Annotated in this window: 22 protein-coding genes; 7 read left to right on the top strand and 15 right to left on the bottom strand. The window is 59.3% G+C overall.

The window, feature by feature from the left end; genetic code table 11:
• Nucleotides 1-3: 3 nt before the first annotated feature.
• The 3 genes from CPY51_RS28820 to CPY51_RS28810 form a co-directional block, all read right to left on the bottom strand.
• On the bottom strand, nt 4-870 hold the full coding sequence (locus CPY51_RS28820) for a carbohydrate ABC transporter permease (RefSeq protein WP_111163656.1): 867 nt from the start codon (nt 868-870) through the stop codon (nt 4-6).
• 2 nt (nt 871-872) lie between these two features.
• A complete protein-coding gene (locus tag CPY51_RS28815; RefSeq protein ID WP_111163654.1) occupies nt 873-1,766 on the bottom strand; it encodes a carbohydrate ABC transporter permease in 894 nt (297 codons plus the stop codon).
• A gap of 175 nt (nt 1,767-1,941) precedes the next feature.
• Nucleotides 1,942-3,249: an extracellular solute-binding protein gene (locus CPY51_RS28810; protein ID WP_244598817.1), complete on the bottom strand. Its 1,308-nt coding sequence runs from the start codon at nt 3,247-3,249 to the stop codon at nt 1,942-1,944.
• Between the two features lie 189 nt (nt 3,250-3,438).
• Here CPY51_RS28810 and CPY51_RS28805 point away from each other — a divergent pair, with 189 nt between their 5' ends.
• The 4 genes from CPY51_RS28805 to CPY51_RS28790 all read left to right on the top strand — a co-directional run bounded on the left by CPY51_RS28805 (nt 3,439) and on the right by CPY51_RS28790 (nt 6,887).
• On the top strand, nt 3,439-4,227 hold the full coding sequence (locus tag CPY51_RS28805; RefSeq protein ID WP_111163650.1) for an IclR family transcriptional regulator: 789 nt from the start codon (nt 3,439-3,441) through the stop codon (nt 4,225-4,227).
• A 64-nt stretch (nt 4,228-4,291) separates the two neighbouring features.
• A complete protein-coding gene (locus CPY51_RS28800) occupies nt 4,292-5,128 on the top strand; it encodes an amidohydrolase family protein (RefSeq protein ID WP_111163648.1) in 837 nt (278 codons plus the stop codon).
• 34 nt (nt 5,129-5,162) lie between these two features.
• Entirely contained in the window at nt 5,163-5,708 is a 546-nt protein-coding gene (locus CPY51_RS28795) for a MaoC family dehydratase (RefSeq protein WP_111163646.1), read from the top strand.
• A 12-nt stretch (nt 5,709-5,720) separates the two neighbouring features.
• Entirely contained in the window at nt 5,721-6,887 is a 1,167-nt protein-coding gene (locus CPY51_RS28790) for a CaiB/BaiF CoA transferase family protein (protein ID WP_111163644.1), read from the top strand.
• A gap of 71 nt (nt 6,888-6,958) precedes the next feature.
• On the opposite strand, the gene tal is transcribed toward CPY51_RS28790, so the two are convergent.
• On the bottom strand, nt 6,959-7,924 hold the full coding sequence (tal, locus tag CPY51_RS28785) for a transaldolase (protein ID WP_111163642.1): 966 nt from the start codon (nt 7,922-7,924) through the stop codon (nt 6,959-6,961).
• A gap of 481 nt (nt 7,925-8,405) precedes the next feature.
• Between tal and CPY51_RS28780 the strand changes: the two genes are divergently transcribed.
• Nucleotides 8,406-9,398 (top strand): sugar-binding transcriptional regulator, encoded by a 993-nt coding sequence (locus CPY51_RS28780; RefSeq protein ID WP_111163640.1) that lies wholly within the window; start codon nt 8,406-8,408, stop codon nt 9,396-9,398.
• A 4-nt stretch (nt 9,399-9,402) separates the two neighbouring features.
• Here the strand turns inward: CPY51_RS28780 and CPY51_RS28775 are convergent, their stop codons facing one another.
• A complete protein-coding gene (locus CPY51_RS28775) occupies nt 9,403-10,275 on the bottom strand; it encodes a methylated-DNA--[protein]-cysteine S-methyltransferase (RefSeq protein ID WP_111163638.1) in 873 nt (290 codons plus the stop codon).
• Between the two features lie 69 nt (nt 10,276-10,344).
• Nucleotides 10,345-10,842, bottom strand: coding sequence for a DUF2244 domain-containing protein (locus tag CPY51_RS28770; protein WP_111163636.1), 498 nt, complete (start codon nt 10,840-10,842; stop codon nt 10,345-10,347).
• Between CPY51_RS28770 and nth the strand changes: the two genes are divergently transcribed.
• Nucleotides 10,841-11,632 carry an endonuclease III gene (nth, locus tag CPY51_RS28765; RefSeq protein WP_111163800.1) on the top strand — a complete coding sequence of 264 codons (792 nt, stop codon included), beginning with the start codon at nt 10,841-10,843 and terminating at the stop codon, nt 11,630-11,632. The two genes, CPY51_RS28770 and nth, sit on opposite strands and share 2 nt — an antisense overlap.
• Here nth and CPY51_RS28760 read toward each other — a convergent pair.
• Nucleotides 11,606-12,331, bottom strand: coding sequence for a sulfate transporter family protein (locus CPY51_RS28760; protein ID WP_111163634.1), 726 nt, complete (start codon nt 12,329-12,331; stop codon nt 11,606-11,608). The two genes, nth and CPY51_RS28760, sit on opposite strands and share 27 nt — an antisense overlap.
• A 249-nt stretch (nt 12,332-12,580) precedes the next feature.
• On the opposite strand from CPY51_RS28760, the gene CPY51_RS28755 reads away from it, so the two are divergent.
• Nucleotides 12,581-13,432: a MurR/RpiR family transcriptional regulator gene (locus CPY51_RS28755; protein WP_111163632.1), complete on the top strand. Its 852-nt coding sequence runs from the start codon at nt 12,581-12,583 to the stop codon at nt 13,430-13,432.
• Nucleotides 13,433-13,439: 7 nt separating this feature from the next.
• On the opposite strand, the gene CPY51_RS28750 is transcribed toward CPY51_RS28755, so the two are convergent.
• The 8 genes from CPY51_RS28750 to CPY51_RS28715 all read right to left on the bottom strand — a co-directional run bounded on the left by CPY51_RS28750 (nt 13,440) and on the right by CPY51_RS28715 (nt 22,698).
• Nucleotides 13,440-15,023: an FGGY-family carbohydrate kinase gene (locus tag CPY51_RS28750; protein ID WP_111163630.1), complete on the bottom strand. Its 1,584-nt coding sequence runs from the start codon at nt 15,021-15,023 to the stop codon at nt 13,440-13,442.
• On the bottom strand, nt 15,023-15,715 hold the full coding sequence (locus CPY51_RS28745) for an HAD family hydrolase (protein ID WP_111163628.1): 693 nt from the start codon (nt 15,713-15,715) through the stop codon (nt 15,023-15,025). Before CPY51_RS28745 ends, CPY51_RS28750 begins: the two co-directional genes overlap by 1 nt.
• Before the next feature lie 38 nt (nt 15,716-15,753).
• Nucleotides 15,754-17,232, bottom strand: a complete 1,479-nt coding sequence (locus CPY51_RS28740) for a mannitol dehydrogenase family protein (RefSeq protein ID WP_111163627.1) — start codon at nt 17,230-17,232, stop codon at nt 15,754-15,756.
• A 129-nt stretch (nt 17,233-17,361) separates the two neighbouring features.
• A complete protein-coding gene (locus tag CPY51_RS28735; RefSeq protein WP_111163626.1) occupies nt 17,362-18,360 on the bottom strand; it encodes an ABC transporter ATP-binding protein in 999 nt (332 codons plus the stop codon).
• A 15-nt stretch (nt 18,361-18,375) separates the two neighbouring features.
• On the bottom strand, nt 18,376-19,206 hold the full coding sequence (locus CPY51_RS28730) for a carbohydrate ABC transporter permease (RefSeq protein ID WP_111163625.1): 831 nt from the start codon (nt 19,204-19,206) through the stop codon (nt 18,376-18,378).
• A 3-nt stretch (nt 19,207-19,209) separates the two neighbouring features.
• The gene (locus CPY51_RS28725) at nt 19,210-20,082 is read right to left on the bottom strand and encodes a carbohydrate ABC transporter permease (RefSeq protein ID WP_111163798.1); all 873 of its coding nucleotides are present in this window, start codon (nt 20,080-20,082) and stop codon (nt 19,210-19,212) included.
• A 205-nt stretch (nt 20,083-20,287) separates the two neighbouring features.
• Nucleotides 20,288-21,598 (bottom strand): ABC transporter substrate-binding protein, encoded by a 1,311-nt coding sequence (locus tag CPY51_RS28720; protein WP_111163624.1) that lies wholly within the window; start codon nt 21,596-21,598, stop codon nt 20,288-20,290.
• A 146-nt stretch (nt 21,599-21,744) separates the two neighbouring features.
• Entirely contained in the window at nt 21,745-22,698 is a 954-nt protein-coding gene (locus CPY51_RS28715) for a sugar-binding transcriptional regulator (RefSeq protein WP_111163623.1), read from the bottom strand.
• Between the last annotated feature and the right edge of the window lie 27 nt (nt 22,699-22,725).

Raw genomic sequence — 22,725 nt, 5'->3', positions numbered from 1 at the left:
AGTTCAACCTTTGACCGCGCCGAATGTCAGACCGGACACGAGATGCTTCTGAATGATGAAAGTTAGAGCGAGCGCCGGAATGATCATCACAACCGCAAGCGCGCACATGCCGCGCCAATCGATGGTGAATTCCGACGTATAGTCGAGCAGCCCGACCGGCAACGTCTTCGAGCTGACCGAGCGGGTCAATTGCGAGGCGAGCGCGTATTCGTTCCAACAGGTGAGGAAGGCGAAGATGCCGGCAGATGCGATGCCGGGACCTGCAAGCGGAAACTCGACCTGCCAGAAGGCCTGCCAGCGCGTGCACCCGTCGATCTGCGCCGCCTCGGCGAGATCCTTCGGCACCTGTCGGAAGAAGCCGTCGATCAGCCAGATGGTAAAGGGCACGTTCAGCGCGACATAGGTGACGATCAGACCGAAATGCGTATCGATGATCCCGAGCCGGGAATAGACCATGAAAAGCGGCAGCGACAAAGCAACGCCCGGAACCGACCGCGTCAGCATGAGGCCGAGGAACACACCCGACTTGGCGCGAAACCGGAAGCGCGCAAAGGCGTAGCCACCGGACATGCCGATGATCAGGGCAATCGCCGTCGAGGTGATCGAGACGATCAACGAGTTGCGGAAATACTCCCAGACCGGGATACCGCCCTGCCCGAGGCCGCCAAACATGGCGCGGTAGGCATCGAAGGAGAGTTCGCGCGGAATCCAGACCGGCGGCTTTGCCATGATCTCGACCGTCGGGCGCAGCGAACTGAGGACGATCCAGATCCCCGGCAGGCAGATGATGAGCATCGCCAGAAACAGGCCGATGAGATAGGCGACGTTCCAGAGGCGACGGCGAATACGTTGTTCAGCGTTGCGATCCATGATTACCACTCCGCTCCGATCTGGGTGCGGGCAAGCGCCAGCTTGCGGAAGAAATAGACGGTGAAGGCGATCGAGAGAAAGATCGAGACATAGGCCATGGCATTGGCGAGACCCATCTGCGCATCGGCGTAGGCAGTACGGCCGACGAGCGTCCAGATCAGCTCGGTGCGCCGCGCCGGGCCGCCGTCGGTCATGATCTTGACGATGTCATAGGCGCGAGCGACGTCGAGCGAGCGGATCGTCATGGCGATGAAGGCAAAGGGCATCAGGAACGGCCAGGTGACATAGCGAAAGGTCTGCCAGGGCGTACATCCATCGACCTTCGCGGCCTCGACGGGTTCCTGCGGCATGGCGAAGAGGCCGGCCAGAATGAGAATCGCAAACACGGAGGTCGAGGACCAGACCTCGGCGACCACGATCGAAAACAGCGCCAGGTTACCATCGATCAACCAGGGAATGGCGTTCGACGTGATCCCAAGCGACTGAAGCGCGTTGTTGATGACGCCGACATTGTCGTTGAACATGAACTTGAATTGGAAACCGACGAGCACCGGCGAGAACATCATCGGAAACATCATCATCGTCCGCAGGATGCGCTTGCCGTGGGTCGCCTTGTTGACCAGCAGCGCCAGGCCGAGGCCGAGCAGCATTTCCAGATTGAGGGCAATTGTCAGAAGCACCACGGTGCGCACGAACGCCGCCAGAAAAATCGGATCGCTGAGGATACGGATATAGTTGCGCAGGCCGACGAAGACGAAAAGCGTATCCGGCCGGGTCAGGCGAAAGGGCGTGAAACTCGAATAGAATGACAGCAGCAGCGGAAAAAGCACCACCCCCGCAAGGACGACGATCGCCGGCAGAAGCAGCAGAACCGGTGGAGAAATCTTTTTGAACATAGTTTGTACCTGTCGGCATTCCGGGGCTGCTTGGAATGCTGTTTCATGGGCCGGGGGCCGGGACCGTGCCGTGCGATAGCCGGTCAGACAGGCCCCAAGGGTACCGGTCAAGGACCGTTTTCAAATGGCGTTCGGGCCCCCGCACCCTTTCGAGTGCGGGACCCCGATCATGAGCTTAGAGCGAGCCGGCATCCTTCAGAACGTCGGTAGCCTTCTGGGCAGCGGTATCGAGCGCTTCCTTGGAGGTCTTGTCGCCGAGGATGGCGGCCTGGAGTTCAGGATAGACCACGTTGGAAATCTCGATCCATTGCGGGGTGCGCGGAACCGGGAAGGCATACTTCATCGATTCCTGGAAAGTGCTCAGCACTTCCTTCTTGTAGGGGTCGGACGCAGCCTGCTGGATATCCCATTCCCATACGGCCTTGCGGGTCGGCAGCGTGCCGTTGGCCGCTTCGAGCTTCTGCGAGTCGTTGTTGGTCAGGAACCAGACGAGCGAAGCAGCAGCGTCCTTGTGGGCGCAGGACTCTGTGACCGAGAAGCCGTGATGGCCGGACCAGCCGGTATGCTTGCCCGACGAACCGACGGGCTGCACGACGACGCCGACATTGCCGGCAACCTTCGAGGACTTCGGGTCGTTGAAGTAGGTCGCCCAGCCCGGCCAATCGAGATCGAGCGCCACGGTGCCGGAAGCAAAGCCTGCGCCGAGGTCATCCCAGAGATAGTTGGTCGTGCCGACCGGAACAGCCTTCGCCTTGTACATGTTCACGAACCAGTCGAGCGCACGCACGCCTGCTTCGGAGTTGAACGCCGGCTTGCCGTCCTTGTCGAGATATTCGCCGCCTTCGGCGACCAGCATTTCAAAGAAACGACCATTGATCGCCTCTTCCTTGCCAGGGAACTGCGTGCCGAAGAAGTTCGGCGGATTGGCAAAGAAGATCGACTGGTCAGTGACTTCCTTCCAGGTCTTCGGCGGGGCCAGATCGTAGCCGTATTTGGTCTTGAACGCCGTCTTCTTGGCATCGTCGGTGTAGAGGCTCTTCTGATAGTAGAGCGCCGAGACGTCGAACTGGGCGCGCGGCAGCATGATCAGCCGGTTGTTGATCGTCGAGGCCTGGATCGTCGAATCGACGAATTCGGCGATCTCCTCCTTCGGCAGAAGTTTGCTCAGATCCGTATAGAGATCGGGGTATTGCGGCGCGAAGGACGAATGGTTCGAGCCGACGCACCAGCTGATGTCGCCCGACGCCATGTCCGACTTGATTTCCTTATCGAGCTCGAAATGGTTCTTCTTGGAAAGAATGTTGACCTTGGCACCGGTCTCCTTCTCCCACTCGGCGATGCGCGCATAAAGCGGCTCGTACTGCTGACCGCCGATCAGCTTGGCGTCGATCGAAACACCGGGAAACTTGCCCGGCAAATCCGCAGCGAAGACTGCGGAACTCGTAAGCAATGCCAATATCCCGGCAGCGATGCCGGCTCTCATTCTGGTCATCGGAACTCCTCCCATTGCGCCGGACCGTAGTCCGAGCCTCCTCCACGATCCAAATATGGATCATTGATTTATATGTAAACATCATATTTTTAAGTGGTCAAGCGGAGATCAACAGCCCATTGCAAATGATATTCATTCATATATGAACATATCGCACTGCAAATGCATGAAAGGTCGACCATGACATCCGAAGAAGATATCGATCGCTACCGGGCGCCGGCGCTGGACAAGGGGCTCGATATCCTTGAGCTGCTCTCGAAGGTCGACGGCGGGCTGACGCAGGCGGAGATCGCCAAGCAGCTCGGCAAAAGCCCCAACGAGTTCTATCGGATGCTGGATCGGCTGGTCAGGCGCGGCTACGTGCAGCGCCAGGAAGGCGATCGGTTCTTCCTGACGCTGAAGCTGTTCGGACTTGCCCACTTCCATGCGCCCGTGCGCCGCCTCGTCTCCTTTGCAACGCCGCTGATGCGCGAATTTTCCAATCGCGCCGAACAGGCCTGTCATCTGGCCGTATTCGATCGCGGCTCGGTCGTCGTCATCGCCCAGCAGGATTCGCCCACTTATTGGGGAATCTCGATCCGCGTCGGGGCGCAGATCAATCTTTTCAACACCGGCTCCGGCCACATCCTCCTCGCCTTCCGCGACGAGAAACAACGGCGCATGATGATTTCGGAACAGCAGAGGCGTGAGGACGATATCCCGATGCCCGAAGACCTCGGCGATAAATTGCGGTCGATCAAGGAGCGCGGCTTCGAGACGATGGACAGTCTTCAGACGACGGGAGTGCGCAACATTTCCGCGCCGGTTCTCGCCCTCGACGGCAACGCGTTGGCAGCCCTCACCTGCCCCTACATCCAGCCAGTGAACGGAAAAGCGCCAAGCTACGAAAAAGTGATAGATTTGGTCCGCGAGGCCGCCGCGAAAGTGTCGGAGACGGTCGCCGGCACTGTGGACGAGGCGGATCTATAATTTCTATTTGAATAAATTATTCTTCTGTGAGTATATATTGGGAAGCGTGCAGGGGAGGATCACCATGCTTTTCGATAGTCACCTTCATGTCGTCGACCGGGAGCGACTGAATTATCCCTGGCTGGAAGGCGCCGGCGCATTGAACCGCGACAGCCTCTACCCCGACTATGCACGCGAAGCGCACCGCTGCGGCATCACCGATGTGCTGCACATGGAAGTCGACGTCGCCCCACAGGATATCGAGGCTGAAACGGCCTATATTCAGACGCTGAGCCGTCGACCCGGCAGTCTGATCCGCGGCGCGATTGCCTCATGCCGCCCGGAGGAGGATGGTTTCGCAGACTATCTTGAACGCGTTCTGGCAAATCCTTTCGTGAAGGGTTTCAGGCGCGTGCTGCATGTGATGCCGGACGACCTGTCTGAAGATCCCCTCTTTCGCGAGAACCTGAGACGACTGGCGGGTTCACGCCTGACCTTCGATCTCTGCGTCCTGCCGCATCAGATCGCCAAGGCGATCGCACTCATCGACCTAAACCCGGACGTGCAATTCGTACTCGACCACTGCGGCGTTCCCGCCGTCAAGGACGGCGTCAGCGACCTCTGGAAGTCAGGCATCGCCGAGATCGCCCGCCGGCCCAACGTCGTTGTCAAGATATCGGGCGTGGTCGCCTATGCCGATCCGGATACATGGACGGTCGAGACCCTGAGACCTTTCGTCGAACATTCCATCGCGAGCTTCGGCTGGGACCGCGTCATCTGGGGCAGCGACTGGCCGGTGTGCACTCTCGGGGGCGGACTGGCGACCTGGGTCGCAGCAACCCATGCGCTGACGTCGGGCTGCGGTGACGACGAACGCGCGCGGCTCTATCAGCGCAATGCCAAGCGCTTCTGGAACGTTTGAACGTTTCAACCCAGCCTATCGAAAGGCCAATACCATGACTGCAACAGTCGGTGTATCGAGCACTCATCCGAAGACGATGCCGGAAGACCATTCTGCCATTCCCGTGTGGAACTCCGAAAACTGGTTTTACGAGGACTTCGAAATCGGCCACAAGATTCGCTCGCTTCGCCGCACCATCTCCGAGGGCGAATCGATGCAGTTCAACGCGCTGGTCCTCGACATGCATCCCTATGTCGGCGACCAGATCTTCGCCGAGACGGAGGGCCTGTTCGGCAAGCGACTGGTGGCCGGCGCCTTCGTCTTCTCCGCCGGTCTCGGATTGGTGGCGACAAACTGCATCAACGCCTTCTCCTACGGCTACGACAAGCTACGCTTCATCAAGCCGACCTTCATCGGCGACACGATCTACACCATCCGCACCAATCTCGACAAACAGCCGAAATATGCGGATCTCGGCCTGATCCGGGCCTCCTACCAGGTCTTCAAGGGCGAAGGCGAACTCGTACTTTATTGCGAGCACATCCAGACGGTGCGCTACAAGAACGGCCGGCCCACCGACGCGCCCGAACTCAACACTTAAGGACAGGCTGCAATGATCGACAAGACTGAAGAGGGCCTGCTGTCGGGTATCACCGTGCTCGACATGAGCCAGTTTCTGGCCGGCCCGATGGCGGCTCTGCGGCTCGGCGATCTTGGCGCGCGCGTCATCAAGGTCGAGCGGCCGGACGGCGGCGATCTCTGCCGCCGGCTTTATCTCAGCGACACCGAAATCGGCGGCGATAGCACGCTTTTCCACGCGATCAATCGCGGCAAGGAAAGTTTTGCCGGAAACATGAAGGACCCGCAGGACCTGGAGGCAATCCGCGCGCTGATCGCCAAGGCCGATGTCGTCATCCAGAACTTTCGCCCCGGCGTCATAGAGCGGCTCGGCCTCGACTATGAAGCGGCAAAGGCGATCAATCCCCGCATCGTCTACGGCAGCATCACGGGCTATGGCACCGCCGACGAATGGCGCGCCTTGCCGGGTCAGGATCTTCTTGCCCAGGCCCGCTCGGGCGCCATGTGGTTGAACGGCGAGGCCGACGACGGCCCCGTCCCGTTCGGCCTCGCGGTCGCCGATATGCTCGCCGGAAATCTGCTGGTGCAGGGCGTGCTTGCCGGCCTCGTCCGGCGTAGCGTCACCGGAATTGGCGTCCACGTGGAAACAAGCCTCATCGAGGCCATGATCGACTTCCAGTTCGAAGTGCTGACGACCCATCTCAACGACGGTGGGCGCCTGCCGAAAAAGTCTTCGGTGCGCAACGCCCACGCCTATCTCTCGGCCCCCTACGGTGTCTATCAATGCGCCGATGGCTGGATGGCGTTGGCGATGATGCCGCTGGCGAAACTGGCGCCGCTGCTCGATCTGCCGGCGTTGGACAGCTATACACCAGCCGAAGCTTTCTCGCATCGTGACGAGATCAAGACCATGATTGCCGGAAAGCTCCGGGAAAAGACCGTCCGGCAATGGCTCGGGATCCTTGAGCCAGCGGATATCTGGGCAGCCGAAGTCCTCGACTGGCCAAAGCTGATGCAGACCGCTGCATTCCGCCAACTCGATATGCTGCAAACGGTCAACCGCGGCGACGGCGTTTCCGTTCGAACCACCGCGAGCCCGATCCGCGTCAACGGCCATCGTCACAAGAACGACCAGGCCGCACCGAAGATCGGCAGCCAGACTGAAGACATCCGGGCAGAACTTGCCGCTCAGGCAGAGTGAAACCTGCCCCCAACGAAAAAGGCCCGGCTGCGGATTGCAGCCGGACCTTTTTGATTTCAGCCAGCCGAAATTTATGCCGCAGCGAGCTGCAGTTCCTTGGTGACCATGGTGCGCAGGGTTACGAGATCCTTGCCGAACTGACGGATGCCTTCGGCGAGCTTCTCGGTCGCCATCGCATCTTCATTCATCATCCAGCGGAACGTCTTCTCGTCGACCGAAATCTTCGCAGCCGGCTTCTTGTTGTCAGGCGAAAGCTTGCGCTCCAGCTTGCCTTCGTCCTTCGACAGTTCGTCCAGGAGATTGGGGCTGATCGTCAAGCGGTCGCAACCGGCCAATGCCTCGACTTCAGGCGCGCTGCGGAACGAGGCACCCATGACGATCGTCTTGATGTCGTTCGCCTTGTAGTAGTTGTAGATCTCGCGGACGGAAAGAACGCCTGGATCTTCTTCTGGCGTGTAGTCCTTGCCGGTCGACTTCTTGTACCAGTCGAGAATACGCCCAACGAACGGCGAGATCAGGAACACCTTGGCGTCAGCGCAGGCAACGGCCTGGGCCTTGCTGAAGAGCAGCGTCAGATTGCAGTCGATGCCTTCCTTCTGCAGCACTTCGGCGGCACGGATGCCTTCCCAGGTCGAGGCCAGCTTGATCAGGATCCGGTCATGCTCGATGCCACGCTCCTTGTAGGCGGCAACGATGCTGTGCGCCTTGGCGATGGAAGCCTGGGTGTCAAAGGAAAGATCGGCATCCACCTCGGTCGACACGCGGCCGGGTACGAGCTTGGACAAAGCTGCGCCGACCGAAATCGCCAGGCGGTCGGCGACATGCGAGGCGACGGCTTCCGGATTGCCGGACTGCTTCTTGCCCCAGGCGACGGCTTCCTTGAATGTGTCGGCAAACATCGGCGTTCCGAGTGCCTTAAGGACGATGGATGGATTGGTCGTGCAATCCACCGGCTTCAGCCGAGCCACCGCTTCGATATCACCAGTGTCGGCGACGACGGTCGTCATTTCACGAAGTTGGTCAAGTTTGGAAGTCATGATGAATATCCTTGTTGAATTGGGACTGTTGACCGGCGCAAAATCCCGTGGGGCCTTCTCGTAGACGGTACGAATGTTTCAGGCGGATGACCGCTGCCCTATCCAATCCGTCAACAACGGGATTGCTGAGAGGTATGTTCCATGGGCGGCAGCTGCACTACGTCGAAAATGCGAGGCTACAACAGCAAGCTTCGAGGCGAAAGACACAATGCTCATCAATGACACTGCGGCCGACCAGATGCGCTTCGTATCGCAGTCCCGCACATTGTCCTCCTCATATGGACAAGACCGAATTTCCAGCCTCGACTATCGCCAATCCCACGGCTGAAAGTCAAGGACATTTGTGCATTTCAATTGACATAAGTTTCACGTCATAGAATATCAACCCGACAGGATCGATGTTACGAATTCTATCATGCGCAAGAGCGCGACTCTTGTCATTTGCGATCGCAATATCAGGTCGCTATTTCTAGGAGGACCAGTGGTCAAGCTCAGACGGGGAACGCACACCGCCTATTCCGAAACGGCGTCGCTCCGTCTTCGGGCCGCCTGGCTCTATTACAATCAGGGCCTGACGCAAAAGGATGTTGCCGAGCAGCTCGGCATCAGCCGCACGACCGTGATCCGCCTGCTCGATGAGGCAATGCGCCGCAGCGAAGTGCAGATCTGGATTAACGAAGGCATTGATGATTGCGTCGAACTGGCGATCAAGCTGGAGCGCGCCTTCGGGCTCGACGAGGCGATCGTGGTGCCGGCGCCGGCAAGCGCCGACCCGAACGCCCAGGCAAAATGCGTCGGCCTGGCGCTCGGACAGTTCCTTTCGGAAGCCATTCCCGATGATTACACCATCGGCGTCGGCTGGGGCCGGACGATGACAGCATCTCTCGCAAGCTTCCGGCCGCCACGTCGTGACAACTGCAAGGTCGTTTCCCTGCTCGGCGGCATCGTCGCCGTCCATCAGACCAATCCAATCGACTACACCTGGAGACTGGCAAGCCAGCTCGGCGCCGAATGCTATATGTTCCTGGCGCCTCTCCTGGTCGACTCGATCGAGACCAAGCGCAATCTCATCGAGAAATGTGGCCTGGAATCGATCTACCGCCTCGCCGAAAACCTCGATCTCGCCATCGTCAGCTGCGGCGACATCGGCCCGCATTCGACGTCGTTGTCAGAGGGCTTCATCTCGACGGCCGAGCTGGACGAGTTGATCGCGGCGGGCTGCGTCTGCGACACCATGTTCAATTTTCTCGATGCCGAAGGCAATTCGATCGACCACAGCATCAACAGCCGCGTCATGTCGGTCGATCTCGACACGCTGAAGAAGGCAAGGCACATCGTCCTGTCTTCTGGCGGCGCGCACCGCGCTGTGGCGATCAACGCCACCATCAAACGCATCGGCTGCAACACGCTGATTACCGACGAAAGCGCCGCCAAGGCGCTCCTCGCTCTTCATGAGAACCAGGCGGCGGCCTGAAATTTCAGGCTTTGCCGGCCTCCCATCCGAGCATGGCGCGCTTGCGCGTCAGGCCCCAATGATACCCGGTCAGCGCACCATTCTTGCCGATCGCCCGGTGGCAGGGAACGACGAAGGAAATAGGATTGCTGCCGACCGCGGCACCAACTGCCCTGCTCGCTGTCGGTTGCCCGATATCCCTCGCAATATCGGAATAGGTGACGGCCCTTCCCATCGGAATCTTCAACAGGCATTCCCAGACCCGCACCTGGAAATCCGTGCCCAGCAGGACGACGCGCAACGGCTGGTCCGACGACCAGTTGCCCGGCTCGAAGATCCGCTTGGCGTAGCTGCTCGTCGCCTCGCTATCCTGGATGAACTTTGCATTCGGCCAGCGCGACGTCATGTCTTCGAGGCAGGTCGCGTCGTCACCGCCGTCGCCGAAAGCAAGCCCGGCAAGGCCCCGATCCGTCGTCATGACAAGCGCCGTCCCGAAGGGGCACTGGTGGAAACCGTAGCGAATAACGAGCCCACCGCCTTTCGCCTTCCATTCGCCCGGCGACATCGCCTCATGCGTCACGAAAAGATCGTGCAGCCGGCTGGGACCGGAAAGTCCGACCTCGATCGAGGTCTCCAGCAGCGGCATGTTCTCCTGCCGCAGCAGCCGCTTGGCATGGTCGAGCGTCACGGCCTGCAGGAAGGCCTTGGGTGAAAGCCCCGCCCAGCGGGTGAAGGTCTTTTGCAATTGCGTCGGCGATTGGTTGAGGTGAGCGGCGATCGCTTCGAGCGACGGCTGCTCGCGGTATTCCACGGTCAGGAATTCGATGACGCTCCGGACGATATCGTAGTCCGGGCCCTCGGGCGTGATGTCGGCCTGGAGCTGTGGTGCCATATTCATGATCTTTCTCCTTTGACCCGAAGATGATCATTCGGGCCGCAGGTTGCCACCCATTTCTTGCACAACCAACTAAATTCGCCGCTTAACTGTGGCAAGCGCGCCCGTGAATGCCTTGGCGAAGCTCTCACGGTCCTCGGGATTGAGGAATGAGCCGATTTCCGTCTTCCGCCCCTCGCCCTGGATACGCATCGACCAGATGCCGACCCCCTTGCGTCGCAGCACCTGGAACCGCGCCCAGAACGGGTTGAACCGATGCTCGACCATCCGGCCGGAAGGCGAGAACTTGCGAACGGAAACGTCGGTCCGTGAAACCGTCACCTCCTCCCGCACGCGGCCGGAGCGGTAGTTCAACCAGAATGCGCCATAGAGCAGCAGGAAATCGAACCCGAAGAAAATTCCGATCGGCCAGGCACCCTTTTCCATGAAGAGCCCGCCATAAAACAGGCAAACGACACCTGCCAATGCCAGCATGACCTTGAACCCCTTTCGCCCGAGCGAACGATGGGGAAAAAGCTCTGCCGCAAACACCGGCTTTTCGCTCTGTGTATCGCCGTTGCGTTCTGTCATAGGACTTGAGTATAGGTCGTTCATGGCAAACCCCAGAAGCAAATCCAGCACCCAAACCGTGAAAAAGTCAAATGTGGCGACAGGTCGCAAGCCCGCCTTTCGCAGCATTTATTCGAAGGCGGAAATCGATGAGATATTCCGGCGCTTCTCGCTCCAGCGCCCGGAGCCAAAGGGCGAGCTCGAGCACATCAATCCCTTCACGCTCGTGGTCGCCGTGGCGCTCTCGGCACAGGCGACCGACGTAGGTGTCAACAAGGCGACCCGCGCCCTTTTCGCTGCGGCCGACACGCCGCAGAAGATGCTCGATCTCGGCGAAGAGCGCATTCGCGACTTCATCAAGACGATCGGCCTTTACAGGAACAAGGCGAAGAATGTCGTCGCGCTATCAGCCAAGCTGCTCCAGGATTTTGACGGCGAAGTGCCCCAGACGCGCGAGGGACTGATGACGCTGCCGGGCGTCGGGCGGAAGACTGCCAATGTCGTGCTCTCGATGGCCTTCGGTCAGTCGACGCTTGCGGTTGACACCCACATCTTCCGCATTGCCAACCGCATTGGGCTCGCGCCGGGCAAGACACCAGACGAAGTCGAGCAGCGGCTGATGCAGGTTATCCCCGACCGCTACCTCTACCACGCTCATCACTGGCTGATCCTGCACGGGCGCTACTGCTGCAAGGCGCGGAAACCGGAATGCGAACACTGCGTCATCGCGGATCTCTGTCGCTCGCCGGAAAAGACCTGCGATATTCCAGCACCCCTCGTCGAGCTACCGGCGAAGATTCTCGGAGAATGACGGATCCTTGCGGCTGAGCAGCTTGTGAAGATGCACCATCATCGCCGCCGCGAAGAACGGCGTCAAAAGGTTGACGATCGGAATAGCCAGAAACGCTGAAATCAGCAGACCACCGAGAAAAACCGTCGATCCGTGTTTGGCACGAAATAGCCTCGCCTCATCAGGCGGGCGGAAGCGCATCGCGGCAAACTCGAAGAATTCGCGGCCGAGCAAATAACCATTGACCATGAAGAAGGCGGCAAGGTTGACGACAGGTACGAAGAGTAGAATGAGAGCGAAAATATTTCCGATGACAACCACAAAGAGAAATTTAAGCGAACTTACCATCGCCGGACCAAAGGGCATCGCTCGCCCTGGCGCATCACCCGAATAGTCGCGTTGCTCTACCACCTCGGCAACATCATCGAGAAAGAGCCCGGCGATCAGCGCCGTCACCGGCGAAAGCAGCAGTGACAGACTGATCGCAAGTCCGAACCCTGCCACTACGGCAAAGGCATAAGCCAGCCAGCCGACCCAACTGGGAATATCCGGGAAAAATGCCTGGAGCCATGGCAGGGCGAATGAATTGAAGGCGCCGTGTAGCGCCAGCCACAAGCCGACGAGAACCAGAAGCGTTATGCCGAGTACTTTCCAGAAGACTGCGCGCGTTTCCGGCGCAAGTAGATTGGCAACCGCCAGACGTGCAGCTTCGATAATCATGCGCGGCTTCTCCTTGGACGTCGCTCAGGATGTAAGGCTGGATAGTATTGTCCGCAAGCCGGCAAGCACCTGATGCACCGCAAAAGACGCAAGTGAATTGTTGTAAAGAAGGACACCCTAATATATATTGAGCTGCTATAAAAAATAACAACTTAGACCTGAGAAGCAGTTTCGAATCACCTTCGCCCGCCCCGATTGTCTATGAGTTGTACCGGGTCGCTCACTAGGTGAAACATCAGCGAGGCAAATTTGGAAGACCTAGGCCAGAAGCTCAAGCAATACATGAAATCGGGAACCCCTGCGGAGCGTCGCATCGCACGGTATTTCTCGGACCATCTGAACGAGCTTCCGTTTGAAACCGCGTCGTCGGTTGCAGATCGACTGGAACTAAGCCCCATGACGGTCGGCCGGTTCCTGCGTGCCTTGGGCTATCAAGGTCTTGACGGTATCAAGGTGCATCTGCGGGAAACCGTGCCGCCGGGTACATCGCAGCTTCCGGACGCAATCGAGCAATTGCGGAAGGATGTTGCCGAAGGACGTCCGCTTGCCGGCCTCATGTCCGAACAGGTCGAGATGCTGCACTATATCTACAACCTGGCGGCTCAGCCGCAATGGCGCGACGCAGTCGCCGCCGTCCTCGCCGCCAATGAAGTGTTCGTCGCCTCACATCAAGGCACCGCCTGTCTCGGCTACCAATTCAGCGACCATCTCGGGTTGGCCCGCGATCACGTGCAGTTTGCCGGCGGCGCGAGCGGCAGCTATGTCGAACTTTTGTGTCACGAGACGACCGATTCGCTGCTGGTGATCGTCGATTCGCACCGCTTCGCCAAATCGCGTCTGCTTGCGCGCTCCGCGCGACGTGCCGGTTATAAGGTCCTGCTGATCACGAGCCAATACACGGAGTGGGCCCACGAGTTCGCCAATATCACCCTATCCCTGCCACCCTCACGTGTGGGCAATCGCGAGAACCATTCGGCAATGACTGCGCTTCTGGAGTTCTTTGCCGCCGCCGTCTTTCATTCGGCCGGTCAGGACGGGGAAACGCGTGGACGACGGATTGCGGAGCTGGAAGGCATGTTCGCCGACGCCCCGCTTCGGTAAGCAATCGCTATTCCATCCTCTCGAGCTCGGAACGGTGTCTGTACATCGCCAGGAAGCGTCGGTAGTCGCGGTCGTACAGGGTCTTCTTGCGGAGGTCCGGAAGGCGTTCGTGCCCGCCCGGATACATCGCAGCCCCCGCCGATGCCAGATCTTTGTGTAAGCCACTGGCAACCGCGGCAGCGAGCGCGGTTCCGAGCAGAACCGCCTCATTCATCTTCGGTACGATGACCTTGCAGCCGGTCACGTCGGAATAAAGCTCCATCAGGACCGCGTTCTTGACATGCCCACCTGCCACGTGGAGCGTATCGGGAACATAGCCGAACTCGTGCATCCTCTCGAGAATGTGGCGGATGCCGAGCGCGATAGCGACGCTCGTTCGCCAGTAGAGCCGGCAAAGCCCGTCGAACGAGCTGTCGAGCGTCAATCCGCTGATGACGCCGACCGCATGTGGATCGGCGAGCGGCGAGCGATTTCCGTGAAAGTCCGGCAGCACATGGATGCGCTCGCCGAACGCATCGCCTTCCACGGCGCGCAACTCTCCAATTCGAGCAACGATCCTCAGATGCAGTGCCGCCGTCGGCTCGCCGCCAGCGGCATGCATCCGCACGATGTGATCGAGCAACGCCCCGGTCGCAGACTGCCCCGCCTCCACCAGCCATGCATTCGGGAAGCCGGCCTCATAATAGGGACCCCACATCCCGGTGCTTTTCTTCCGTTCCTGCGAAAAGGCGATGATGCAGCTGGACGTGCCGGCAATCAAAGCCAGCTGCCGCTCGAGACCTGCTGGATCGCCGGCATAGCCGCCAAGAGCCCCGAGTGCACCGGCAAAGGCGTCGATCATGCCTGATGAAACGCGGCACTCGCGGTCGAGCCCCAGCTCCTCTGCAGCCTGTGGCGTCAGCGTGCCGATGCTCCCACCGACAGGCACAGTTTCCTCGGGCAGATGACCACGCTCACGCAGATCGGAAAGACCGATCCGCTCCAGGAAATCGGACTGCCAGCCGGGATTGTGGTGAGCGAGATAGTTCCATTTGGCGGTCAGCGTGCAGCGCGACCGGGCAATCGACCCTGTTGCCTTCCACGTCAGGAAATCGGCGAGATCGAAGAAATAACCGGCCTTCGCCCAGCTCTGCGGCAGGTTCTTCTTCAGCCACATCAGCTTCGGCATTTCCATTTCCGGCGACATGAAGTGACCGGAGTATTCCAGAACCGGATGCTTGGTCGCGGTGCAGAAATCAGCCTCCTCGAGAGCCCTGTGGTCAAGCCAGACGATCGTGTCGAAGCGCGTTTCGCCGCCGGTCGAAACCGTGAGCGGCCGGGCGTCGACATCACGAACGACCAGGGAGCAGGTGGCGTCAAAGCCGATGGCGCCGACCGCCGATGCCGCAACCCCGGACGCCTGCCGCGCCGCCCTGACGGCAACGCACACCGCCGACCATATATCTTCGGAACTGTGCTCGGCGTGGTTTTCCCGGGGGCGATTCATGATGATCGGATGCTCGCCCTTGCCGAGCATCAGCCCGGCTCGGTCGAAAACGGCCGCGCGCGCGCTGCCCGTGCCGACATCGACCGCAACCACGTGATCACGCATCAAGTATGAGCCCCGTCCGTTCTTCGTTTTCGGACAAGGTGTATCAAATCCGGCATGGCGTCAAACACCACTTCGGGCGAAAGCTGGTCGAGTTCAGCGTGATAGTGCGCCGAATGCGCGTGCGAGCCGCCGGTAAAGGCAAAAACGGTCATGCCTGCTGCCCGAGCAGCGGTAATTCCGGCAGGACTGTCTTCAACGACGACGCAGCGCGCGGGCGCAACGCCCATCTCGCGGGCGGCATGCAGGAACAGGTCGGGAGCCGGTTTGCCACGCTTGACCATGCTCGCGCTGAAGATATGCGGCTCCAGCCGATCGAGAAGCCCGGTCAGGCCGAGCGAAAGCCGGATGCGCTCCAACTGGCTCGAAGAGGCGACGCAGCGCGGAATATCCAGCGCATCGAGGGTCTCGGCTACGCCCGCAATAGGCTTTAGCTCAGTGCGAAAACGCGCATAAAGATCGTTGCGGATGCCGTCGAGAAATTCCTGGCTGGCAAAAACGTTGAATTCGGTCTCCAGCGTGTCGATCAATGTCGCAAGGCTCTTGCCGAGGAAGCGCTTGTAGGCACCCTCCTCGTCGATCTCGACCCCCGAATCGCGCATCGCCTTTACCAGCACGCTGATGGAAAGCGGCTCGCTGTCGACAAGGACGCCGTCGCAGTCGAAGATGACGAGCCCGTATTCCGCATCAGCCATTGCCGATCCAACCTGAAATCATGTCGTGATGTGGGCGGCTATTCCGCCAGCTTGTTGTCGAGATATAGCTGCAAGGTCTCGCGCGTCCCCTTCGCCCACAAAGTCTTCAGCGCTTGGGCAAAGCGCTTGCGGAAGAGATCCGACTTGGCAACCGTCCCAAAGATATCCTCAAAGACCAGGAAGGCCGCTGGATCCGTCTTGGCCTTGAGAGCGGCCGCATGCAGGCGGTCGGCGCTGGCATCGTTGAACACGATCTCCTTGCCGCTATCGGTCGTGCCTGCAAAGTAGCGGCACCACAACGCCGAGACCAGCGACAGGCCGATGACATCCTCGTTGCGAGCAAGCCGGTCCCCGGTCGATGGCAGGATGAACTTCGGCTGACGGTTGGACCCGTCCTGGGCGAGACGCGGGATCGTATCGGCGATCTTCGGGTTGAGAAGACGATGCTCGATCATCGCGAAGTAATCCTTCAGCACGGTGTCCGGCACCGGCGGGACGATCGGAATGATCTCCTCGTTCTCGAGCTTGGCGAGGAAAGCCCGGATGAGCGGATCGCCCATCGCGTCGTGGACGAAGTGAATGTCCATCAGCGCTGAGGGATAGGCGATCGCCGCGTGGCCACCGTTGAGGATACGGATCTTCATATGCTCATAGGGAGCGACGTCGCTCACGAAGGTGACACCAACCTTTTCGAGCGCCGGGCGCCCGAGCGGAAATTTGTCCTCCAGCACCCACTGCTTGAACTCTTCGCAATAGACCGGCCAGTTATCCTCGATCTTAAAGTTGTCCTTCAGAAGATCGATTTCTCGGGCGCCAGTTGCAGGCGTGATCCGGTCGACCATGCCGTTCGGGAAGGAGACGTTAGCCTTGATCCAGTCCGCAAAAGCAGGATCAGAAAGCCTTGCCGTCCCGACCACGGCAGCCAGCGTAACGCCGCCATTGTGTGGAATGTTATCGCAGGACATGACGGTGAACGGAGCGAGGCCCTTGTCGCGCCGCGCCTTGAGGCCGCCAACGATGAGGCCGAATACCGTCTTCGGCTCGGACGGGCTCTGCCCATCCGCGGCAATTGCCGGATGCGCCGGATTGAACTTGCCCGATGCGTCGATGAAATAACCGCCCTCGGTAATTGTAAGCGAAACGATACGGATCGCCGGGTCTGCGAGCTTCGCAATGATCGTCTTGGCGTCGCCAGTCGGCAATATGTCGATCATCGGCGCAGTAACGCGGGCAGACGTGCTGTTGTTGTCCTGTTCGACGACCGTGGTCAGAAAATCCTGTGCCGCCAGCTTGTCGCGCATAACAGAATCGGAAGGGAGAACACCGGCACCGACGATCGCCCAGTCATGATCCTGGCCCAGGTTGAAAAGATCGTCGAGATAGATGGCTTGGTGGGCGCGATGGAAATTGCCGACGCCGAAGTGCACGATCCCAGGGGTAAGCGATGACCGGTCATATCCAGGTATCGCCGCCGTTGCCGACACCTCTTTCAGTGTTGCCAGCGATAGTTTCGTCATGTCTCCAGTCCTTCTGAAAGGTCCCTTGGTCCAGATGGTCTTGGGCCCATCCGCCTGATGATCTACCCGGGCCAGGTGCCCGGATATCGTATGTTTCAGCCGCAGCTCGGGGCGACCAAACGTCGAAATTCACATCGCCAGGCCTTGGGCGTTGAACCTGTGGACGCGGTTGCGATCGGGCGTCAGGTAAACCATCTCGCCGGCCTTCACGGGGAATTCTCCGGTACCGCGGGCAGTGATCGTGCCGATCCCATCGACGACGACGTGAAGGAAGGTGTCGGAGCCCAGATGTTCGGCAACAATGACCTTGCCCTGCCACGTGCCGCTCTCGGTCGACAGCATGATGTGTTCGGGCCGAACGCCGACGGTCGGCGCACCGAACGGTTCCGCATAGACGCCGGTTACGAAGTTCATCTTCGGCGAGCCGATGAAGCCGGCGACGAACAGATTTGCCGGGCTCTTGTAGAGCTCCATCGGCGAGCCGACCTGCTCGATATTGCCGCGATTGAGTACGACGATCTTGTCGGCCATGGTCATGGCTTCGACCTGGTCGTGGGTCACATAGACCATCGTCGTTTTCAGCTGCTGATGAAGCTCGCTGATCTCGAGGCGCATGTTGACGCGAAGCGCGGCGTCGAGGTTCGACAACGGTTCGTCGAACAGGAAGGCCGAGGGCTGACGCACGATGGCGCGGCCGATGGCAACGCGCTGGCGTTGACCGCCTGAAAGCATGCGCGGCTTGCGCTCGAGATAGTCGGTAAGGTTGAGAACGCGTGCCGCATCGTTAACCTTGCGATCGATCTCGTCCTTGGGCAGACCGGCCATCTTCAGCGGAAAGCCGATGTTGCCCCGCACGCTCATGTGCGGATAAAGCGCATAGGACTGGAACACCATCGAGAGGCCGCGTTGCGACGGCGGCATTTCTGTGGCATTGCGGCCATCGATGGTGATCTTGCCGCCGCTGACGTCCTCGAGACCCGCGATCAGGCGGAGAAGCGTCGACTTTCCGCAGCCCGACGGGCCGACGAAGACGACGAACTCGCCGTCTTCGATTTCGAGGTCGATCGATGGGATGACCTTGGCTTCGCCGAAGACCTTCGAAACCTTCTGAAGGGAAATGCTGCCCATTTTTCTCTTCCTTGCTTACTTAACCGCGCCAAAGGTGAGGCCGCGAACGAGTTGTTTCTGTGAGAACCAGCCGAGGATCAGGATCGGAGCGATCGCCATGGTGGATGCTGCCGAAAGCTTGGCGTAGAACAGGCCTTCGGGACTGGAATACGAGGCAATGAAGGCCGTCAGCGGCGCCGCTTTCGAGGCGGTAAGATTGAGGGTCCAGAAAGCTTCGTTCCAAGCCAGGATGATGTTGAGGAGCAACGTCGAGGCAATCCCCGGCACCGCCATCGGCGTCAGCACGTAGATGATTTCCTTGCTGAGCGACGCACCGTCCATTCGCGCCGCCTCGAGGATCTCGCCGGGAATTTCCTTGAAGTAGGTGTAAAGCATCCAGACGATGATCGGCAGGTCGATCAGCGTCAGCACCACGACAAGGCCAACGCGGCTATCGAGCAGGCCCGTATTGCGGAACATCAGGTAGATCGGGATCAACGCACCGACCGGAGGCATCATCTTCGTGGACAGCATCCACATCAGGACGTCCTTGGTGCGCTTGGTCGGCGAGAACGCCATCGCCCATGCGGCCGGAACTGCAATCAGGAGACCCAGAAGGGTCGACCCGAAGGAGATGACGACCGAATTGAAGAAGTGACGGAAATAGTCCGACCGCGACTGCACTTCGACATAGTTCTCCGTCGTCCAGTGGAAGAACAGGAACTGCGGCGGTGAAGCGATGGCATCGGCTTCGGATTTGAAGCTGGTCAGGAACATCCAGAGGATCGGGAAGAAGATCAGGATGGCGATGACCCACGCGACCGCCGTCATGACCACTTTGCGTCGTGTTGAAACATTGCGGGCCATGGCTCACGCCTCCAGATTCTTGCCGACGATGCGGACGAGGAAGATCGCGACGATATTGGCGAGGATCACGGCGACGATACCGCCTGCGGATGCCCCACCGATGTCGAACTGCAGCAGTGCCTGGACATAGACCAGATAGGTCAGGTTCGTACTGTCTGTGCCTGGACCGCCGTTTGTCGTCACCAGGATTTCAGCAAAGACCGAGAGCAGGAAGATCGTCTGGATCAAAATGACCACGGTGATGGCGCGGGCCATGTGCGGCAGGATGATATAGATGAATTTCGAGATCACTCCGGCCCCGTCCATCTCGGCCGCTTCCTGCTGCTCCGCATCGAGCGACTGTAACGACGTCAGCATGATCAGGGTCGCAAACGGCAGCCACTGCCATGCGACGATCAGGATGATCGAGAACAGCGGCATGGTCGCCAGGAAATCGACCGGCTGTGCCCCGAACATCTTGGCGATATAGGCAAACAGCCCGTTCACCGGGTTCATGAACATGTTCTTCCAGACTAGCGCCGCAACCGTCGGCATGACGAAGAACGGCGAGATCACCAGGATACGCACGATGCCCTGGCCGAAGATCGGCTGGTCGAGCAGAAGCGCAAAGGCGATGCCGCCGATGATCGTGATCAGCAGAACGCCGACCACCAGCACGATCGTGTTGAACAGTGCGGCAAAGAAGCCGGGGTCAGTCAGGAAGTAGGAGTAATTCGACAGGCCGGCCCATGTCTCGACGCCGGGATTGAGCAGGTTGTAGTTCAAAAGCGAGAAATAGATCGTCATCACCAGCGGGACGATCATCCACGCGAAGAGAAGAACAACAGACGGCGCCATCATCAGGCGGGCCGCAGAACGGGTGTGTAACGTCGCCATGGCAAGGACCAATCTTGTCTAAAGCAGGGAGCCAATCTTGTCGGATGCAAGCAGCCAATCTTGTCACATGCGGGGAGAATGGCTGCAAGGCAGCTGAGATAAAAAGCCGGCGGAGAAAGAAAGAGGGCCGCCGAAAGCAGTTCGGGCATTCGGCGGCCTAAGGGAGGGAGTGCGCAATGCACTCCACTCCATCTCGGGAGGCTTTTTACTTGATATAGCCGGCCTTGGTCATTTCGCGCGTCGTCAGCTGTTGTGCACTCTTCAGTGCCTGATCGACGGTGACCTGACCAGCAAGGGCAGCAGAGAACTGCTGGCCGACGGCCGTACCGATACCCTGGAACTCAGGGATTGCCACGAACTGCACACCGACATAGGGAACCGGCTTTACAGTAGGCTTCGTCGGGTCGGCAGAGTTGATGCTGTCAAGCGTCATCTTGGCGAAAGGCGCTGCCTTCTGGTAGTCGGCATTCGCATAGAGCGAAGTACGAGTTCCCGGAGGGGCATTGATCCAGCCTTCCTTCTGCGCGACGAGATTGGTGTAATCCTTGCTCGTTGCCCAGGCGATGAACTTTTCAGCAGCTTCGGTCTTTTTGGAGCCGGCAGGGATCGCAAGGTTCCAAGCCCAGAGCCAGTTGCCGCGCTTGCCGAGACCATTGTCAGGAGCAAGAGCAAAACCAACCTGATCGGCAACCTTGGACTGCTTCGGATCGGAAACGAAGGAAGCAGCAACCGTCGCGTCGATCCACATGCCGCACTTGCCGGTCTGGAACAGAGCGAGGTTTTCATTGAAGCCGTTCGAAGAAGCACCCGGAGGTCCGTCTTCCTTCATCATCTTGACGTAGGTGTCGAGGGTCTTCTTCCACTCGGGCTGATCGAACTGTGGCTTCCACTTTTCATCGAACCAGCGAGCGCCGAACGAATTCGACATCGCTGTCAGGAAGGCCATGTTCTCGCCCCAACCGGCCTTGCCGCGAAGGCAGATGCCGTAGACTTCCTTGTCCTTGTCGGTGAGCTTCTTGGCAGCATCGGCAATGAAGGTCCAGGTCGGCGCATCCGGCATTTTCAGGCCGGCCTTGTCGAACAGGTCCTTGCGGTACATGACCATCGAGCTCTCGCCGTAGAACGGAGCAGCGTAAAGCTTTCCGTCTGCGGTCAGGCCGCTGCGGATAGCCGGGAGAAGGTCATCCACATCATAGCTGCTGCCCAGATTGTCGAGCGGCAGAAGCCAGCCCTGCTTGGCCCAGATCGGAACTTCATAGGTGCCGATCGTCAGAACGTCGTACTGACCGCCCTTGGTTGCGATGTCAGTCGTAACCTTCTGGCGCAGCACGTTTTCTTCGAGAGTGACCCACTCAAGGTCGATACCCGGATTCTTCGTCTTGAAATCATCCGTGAGTTTCTGCATGCGGATCATGTCACCGTTGTTGACGGTGGCAATGGTCAGCGTCTCAGCAGACGCCATTCCGGCAAGCATCATTGCCGAGCAGGCGCCCAGCAGTAAAGTCTTCAATTTCATGTCTTCCTCCCAGAAGAGAAAATTTGAGCATTCGCTTGGCTCACGGGCAATTACTCACCAGTCGACAAAAATTGTCAATGGACATTCGTTGCTGCGATGCCGAAGACAAAGCCTAAAGTATTGAAAATAAATATATTAATTTTTGCTCAGGCGTTGAGCAAAAATTCAGCGACTGCCTCATCGGTAATCAAACCGTTGACTTGCCGTCCTTCGACCGCCGCCTTGATGGCATCGAACTTGCGCTTTCCCTTGGCTATGCCAATGACCGTAGAGGTCTCGCGCGAAGGGATGGGCGCGCTGGCGACCCGCTCATTGATGGCGTCGTCCAAAAGCTTGCCATCTCCGCCGAAGATCCAGCCGCAGATTTCTCCGGCGGCTCCCATCTTCATCAAACCGAGCATCTCTTCCTTCGCAAGAAAGCCATCGACGCAGAGTGGCGCATCGATGCCCATCTCGCCGATGCCGACGAAGGTGACGTTCGCCTGAGCGCTGATATCAAGCGTCGAGCGCACCATCGCCTGGGCGTGCAGCAACTCGCGCTCCTCCGCGGCAGTCACGAGAACCGGCAGCGGCATCGGATAATGCCGCGCCTTGACCGCATCGGCCATGCTGAAAATCACGTTGTAATAGGCAGCCGAACCGTCAGGTCCGATATTGCCGGTAAGCGACACGATACGATGCTGCGGGCATTCGATGATCGGCAATTGATCGACCGCCGCCTTCAGGGTGCGACCAGTGCCGATCGCCAGCACGATCGGGTCGCTGCGTTTCAGCCAGCGCTCGATCTCGGCGGCGCCGGCTTCTGCGATGCCGACCGTCGTAGACGTGGAGCCGGGATCGCTCGGCACCACCTCGATATGCTTGAGGTCGTATTTTTCCCGCAAGGCCTCGGCCAGTTCGAGACATGCGGCGATCGGATGGTCAAGCCGCACCTTGATCAGCCGCTCGGCAACGGCCAGAGATACCAGCCGCTGTGCCGACTGACGGGAAATGCTCATCGACGAAGCGATTTCGTCCTGCGTCCGGCCCGCAACATAATAGAGCCAGCCGGCGCGCGCCGCGTCGTCGAGCCGTCCCTGGGTTTCCGACTTCCTGGCCATCATTTTCCTTAGACGCAAGCGATCCGA

This window comes from Arminella tubonensis (assembly GCF_003240585.1).
Taxonomy (GTDB): Bacteria; Pseudomonadota; Alphaproteobacteria; order Rhizobiales; family Rhizobiaceae; genus Rhizobium; species Rhizobium tubonense.
This window is presented reverse-complemented; position numbering and strand designations above follow the sequence as displayed.

What these genes read in the sequence shown, in the direction of transcription:
- CPY51_RS28740 (WP_111163627.1), bottom strand. Translation starts at nt 17,232, where the DNA reads ATGACGAAACTATCGCTGGCAACACTGAAAGAGGTGTCGGCAACGGCG.
- CPY51_RS28795 (WP_111163646.1), top strand. Translation starts at nt 5,163, where the DNA reads ATGACTGCAACAGTCGGTGTATCGAGCACTCATCCGAAGACGATGCCG.
- CPY51_RS28720 (WP_111163624.1), bottom strand. Translation starts at nt 21,598, where the DNA reads ATGAAATTGAAGACTTTACTGCTGGGCGCCTGCTCGGCAATGATGCTT.
- CPY51_RS28790 (WP_111163644.1), top strand. Translation starts at nt 5,721, where the DNA reads ATGATCGACAAGACTGAAGAGGGCCTGCTGTCGGGTATCACCGTGCTC.
- CPY51_RS28715 (WP_111163623.1), bottom strand. Translation starts at nt 22,698, where the DNA reads ATGGCCAGGAAGTCGGAAACCCAGGGACGGCTCGACGACGCGGCGCGC.
- CPY51_RS28725 (WP_111163798.1), bottom strand. Translation starts at nt 20,082, where the DNA reads ATGGCGACGTTACACACCCGTTCTGCGGCCCGCCTGATGATGGCGCCG.
- CPY51_RS28815 (WP_111163654.1), bottom strand. Translation starts at nt 1,766, where the DNA reads ATGTTCAAAAAGATTTCTCCACCGGTTCTGCTGCTTCTGCCGGCGATC.
- CPY51_RS28770 (WP_111163636.1), bottom strand. Translation starts at nt 10,842, where the DNA reads ATGACAGAACGCAACGGCGATACACAGAGCGAAAAGCCGGTGTTTGCG.
- CPY51_RS28735 (WP_111163626.1), bottom strand. Translation starts at nt 18,360, where the DNA reads ATGGGCAGCATTTCCCTTCAGAAGGTTTCGAAGGTCTTCGGCGAAGCC.
- CPY51_RS28820 (WP_111163656.1), bottom strand. Translation starts at nt 870, where the DNA reads ATGGATCGCAACGCTGAACAACGTATTCGCCGTCGCCTCTGGAACGTC.
- CPY51_RS28775 (WP_111163638.1), bottom strand. Translation starts at nt 10,275, where the DNA reads ATGAATATGGCACCACAGCTCCAGGCCGACATCACGCCCGAGGGCCCG.
- CPY51_RS28800 (WP_111163648.1), top strand. Translation starts at nt 4,292, where the DNA reads ATGCTTTTCGATAGTCACCTTCATGTCGTCGACCGGGAGCGACTGAAT.
- tal (WP_111163642.1), bottom strand. Translation starts at nt 7,924, where the DNA reads ATGACTTCCAAACTTGACCAACTTCGTGAAATGACGACCGTCGTCGCC.
- CPY51_RS28810 (WP_244598817.1), bottom strand. Translation starts at nt 3,249, where the DNA reads ATGAGAGCCGGCATCGCTGCCGGGATATTGGCATTGCTTACGAGTTCC.
- CPY51_RS28730 (WP_111163625.1), bottom strand. Translation starts at nt 19,206, where the DNA reads ATGGCCCGCAATGTTTCAACACGACGCAAAGTGGTCATGACGGCGGTC.
- CPY51_RS28805 (WP_111163650.1), top strand. Translation starts at nt 3,439, where the DNA reads ATGACATCCGAAGAAGATATCGATCGCTACCGGGCGCCGGCGCTGGAC.
- CPY51_RS28745 (WP_111163628.1), bottom strand. Translation starts at nt 15,715, where the DNA reads ATGGCTGATGCGGAATACGGGCTCGTCATCTTCGACTGCGACGGCGTC.
- CPY51_RS28760 (WP_111163634.1), bottom strand. Translation starts at nt 12,331, where the DNA reads ATGATTATCGAAGCTGCACGTCTGGCGGTTGCCAATCTACTTGCGCCG.
- CPY51_RS28750 (WP_111163630.1), bottom strand. Translation starts at nt 15,023, where the DNA reads ATGCGTGATCACGTGGTTGCGGTCGATGTCGGCACGGGCAGCGCGCGC.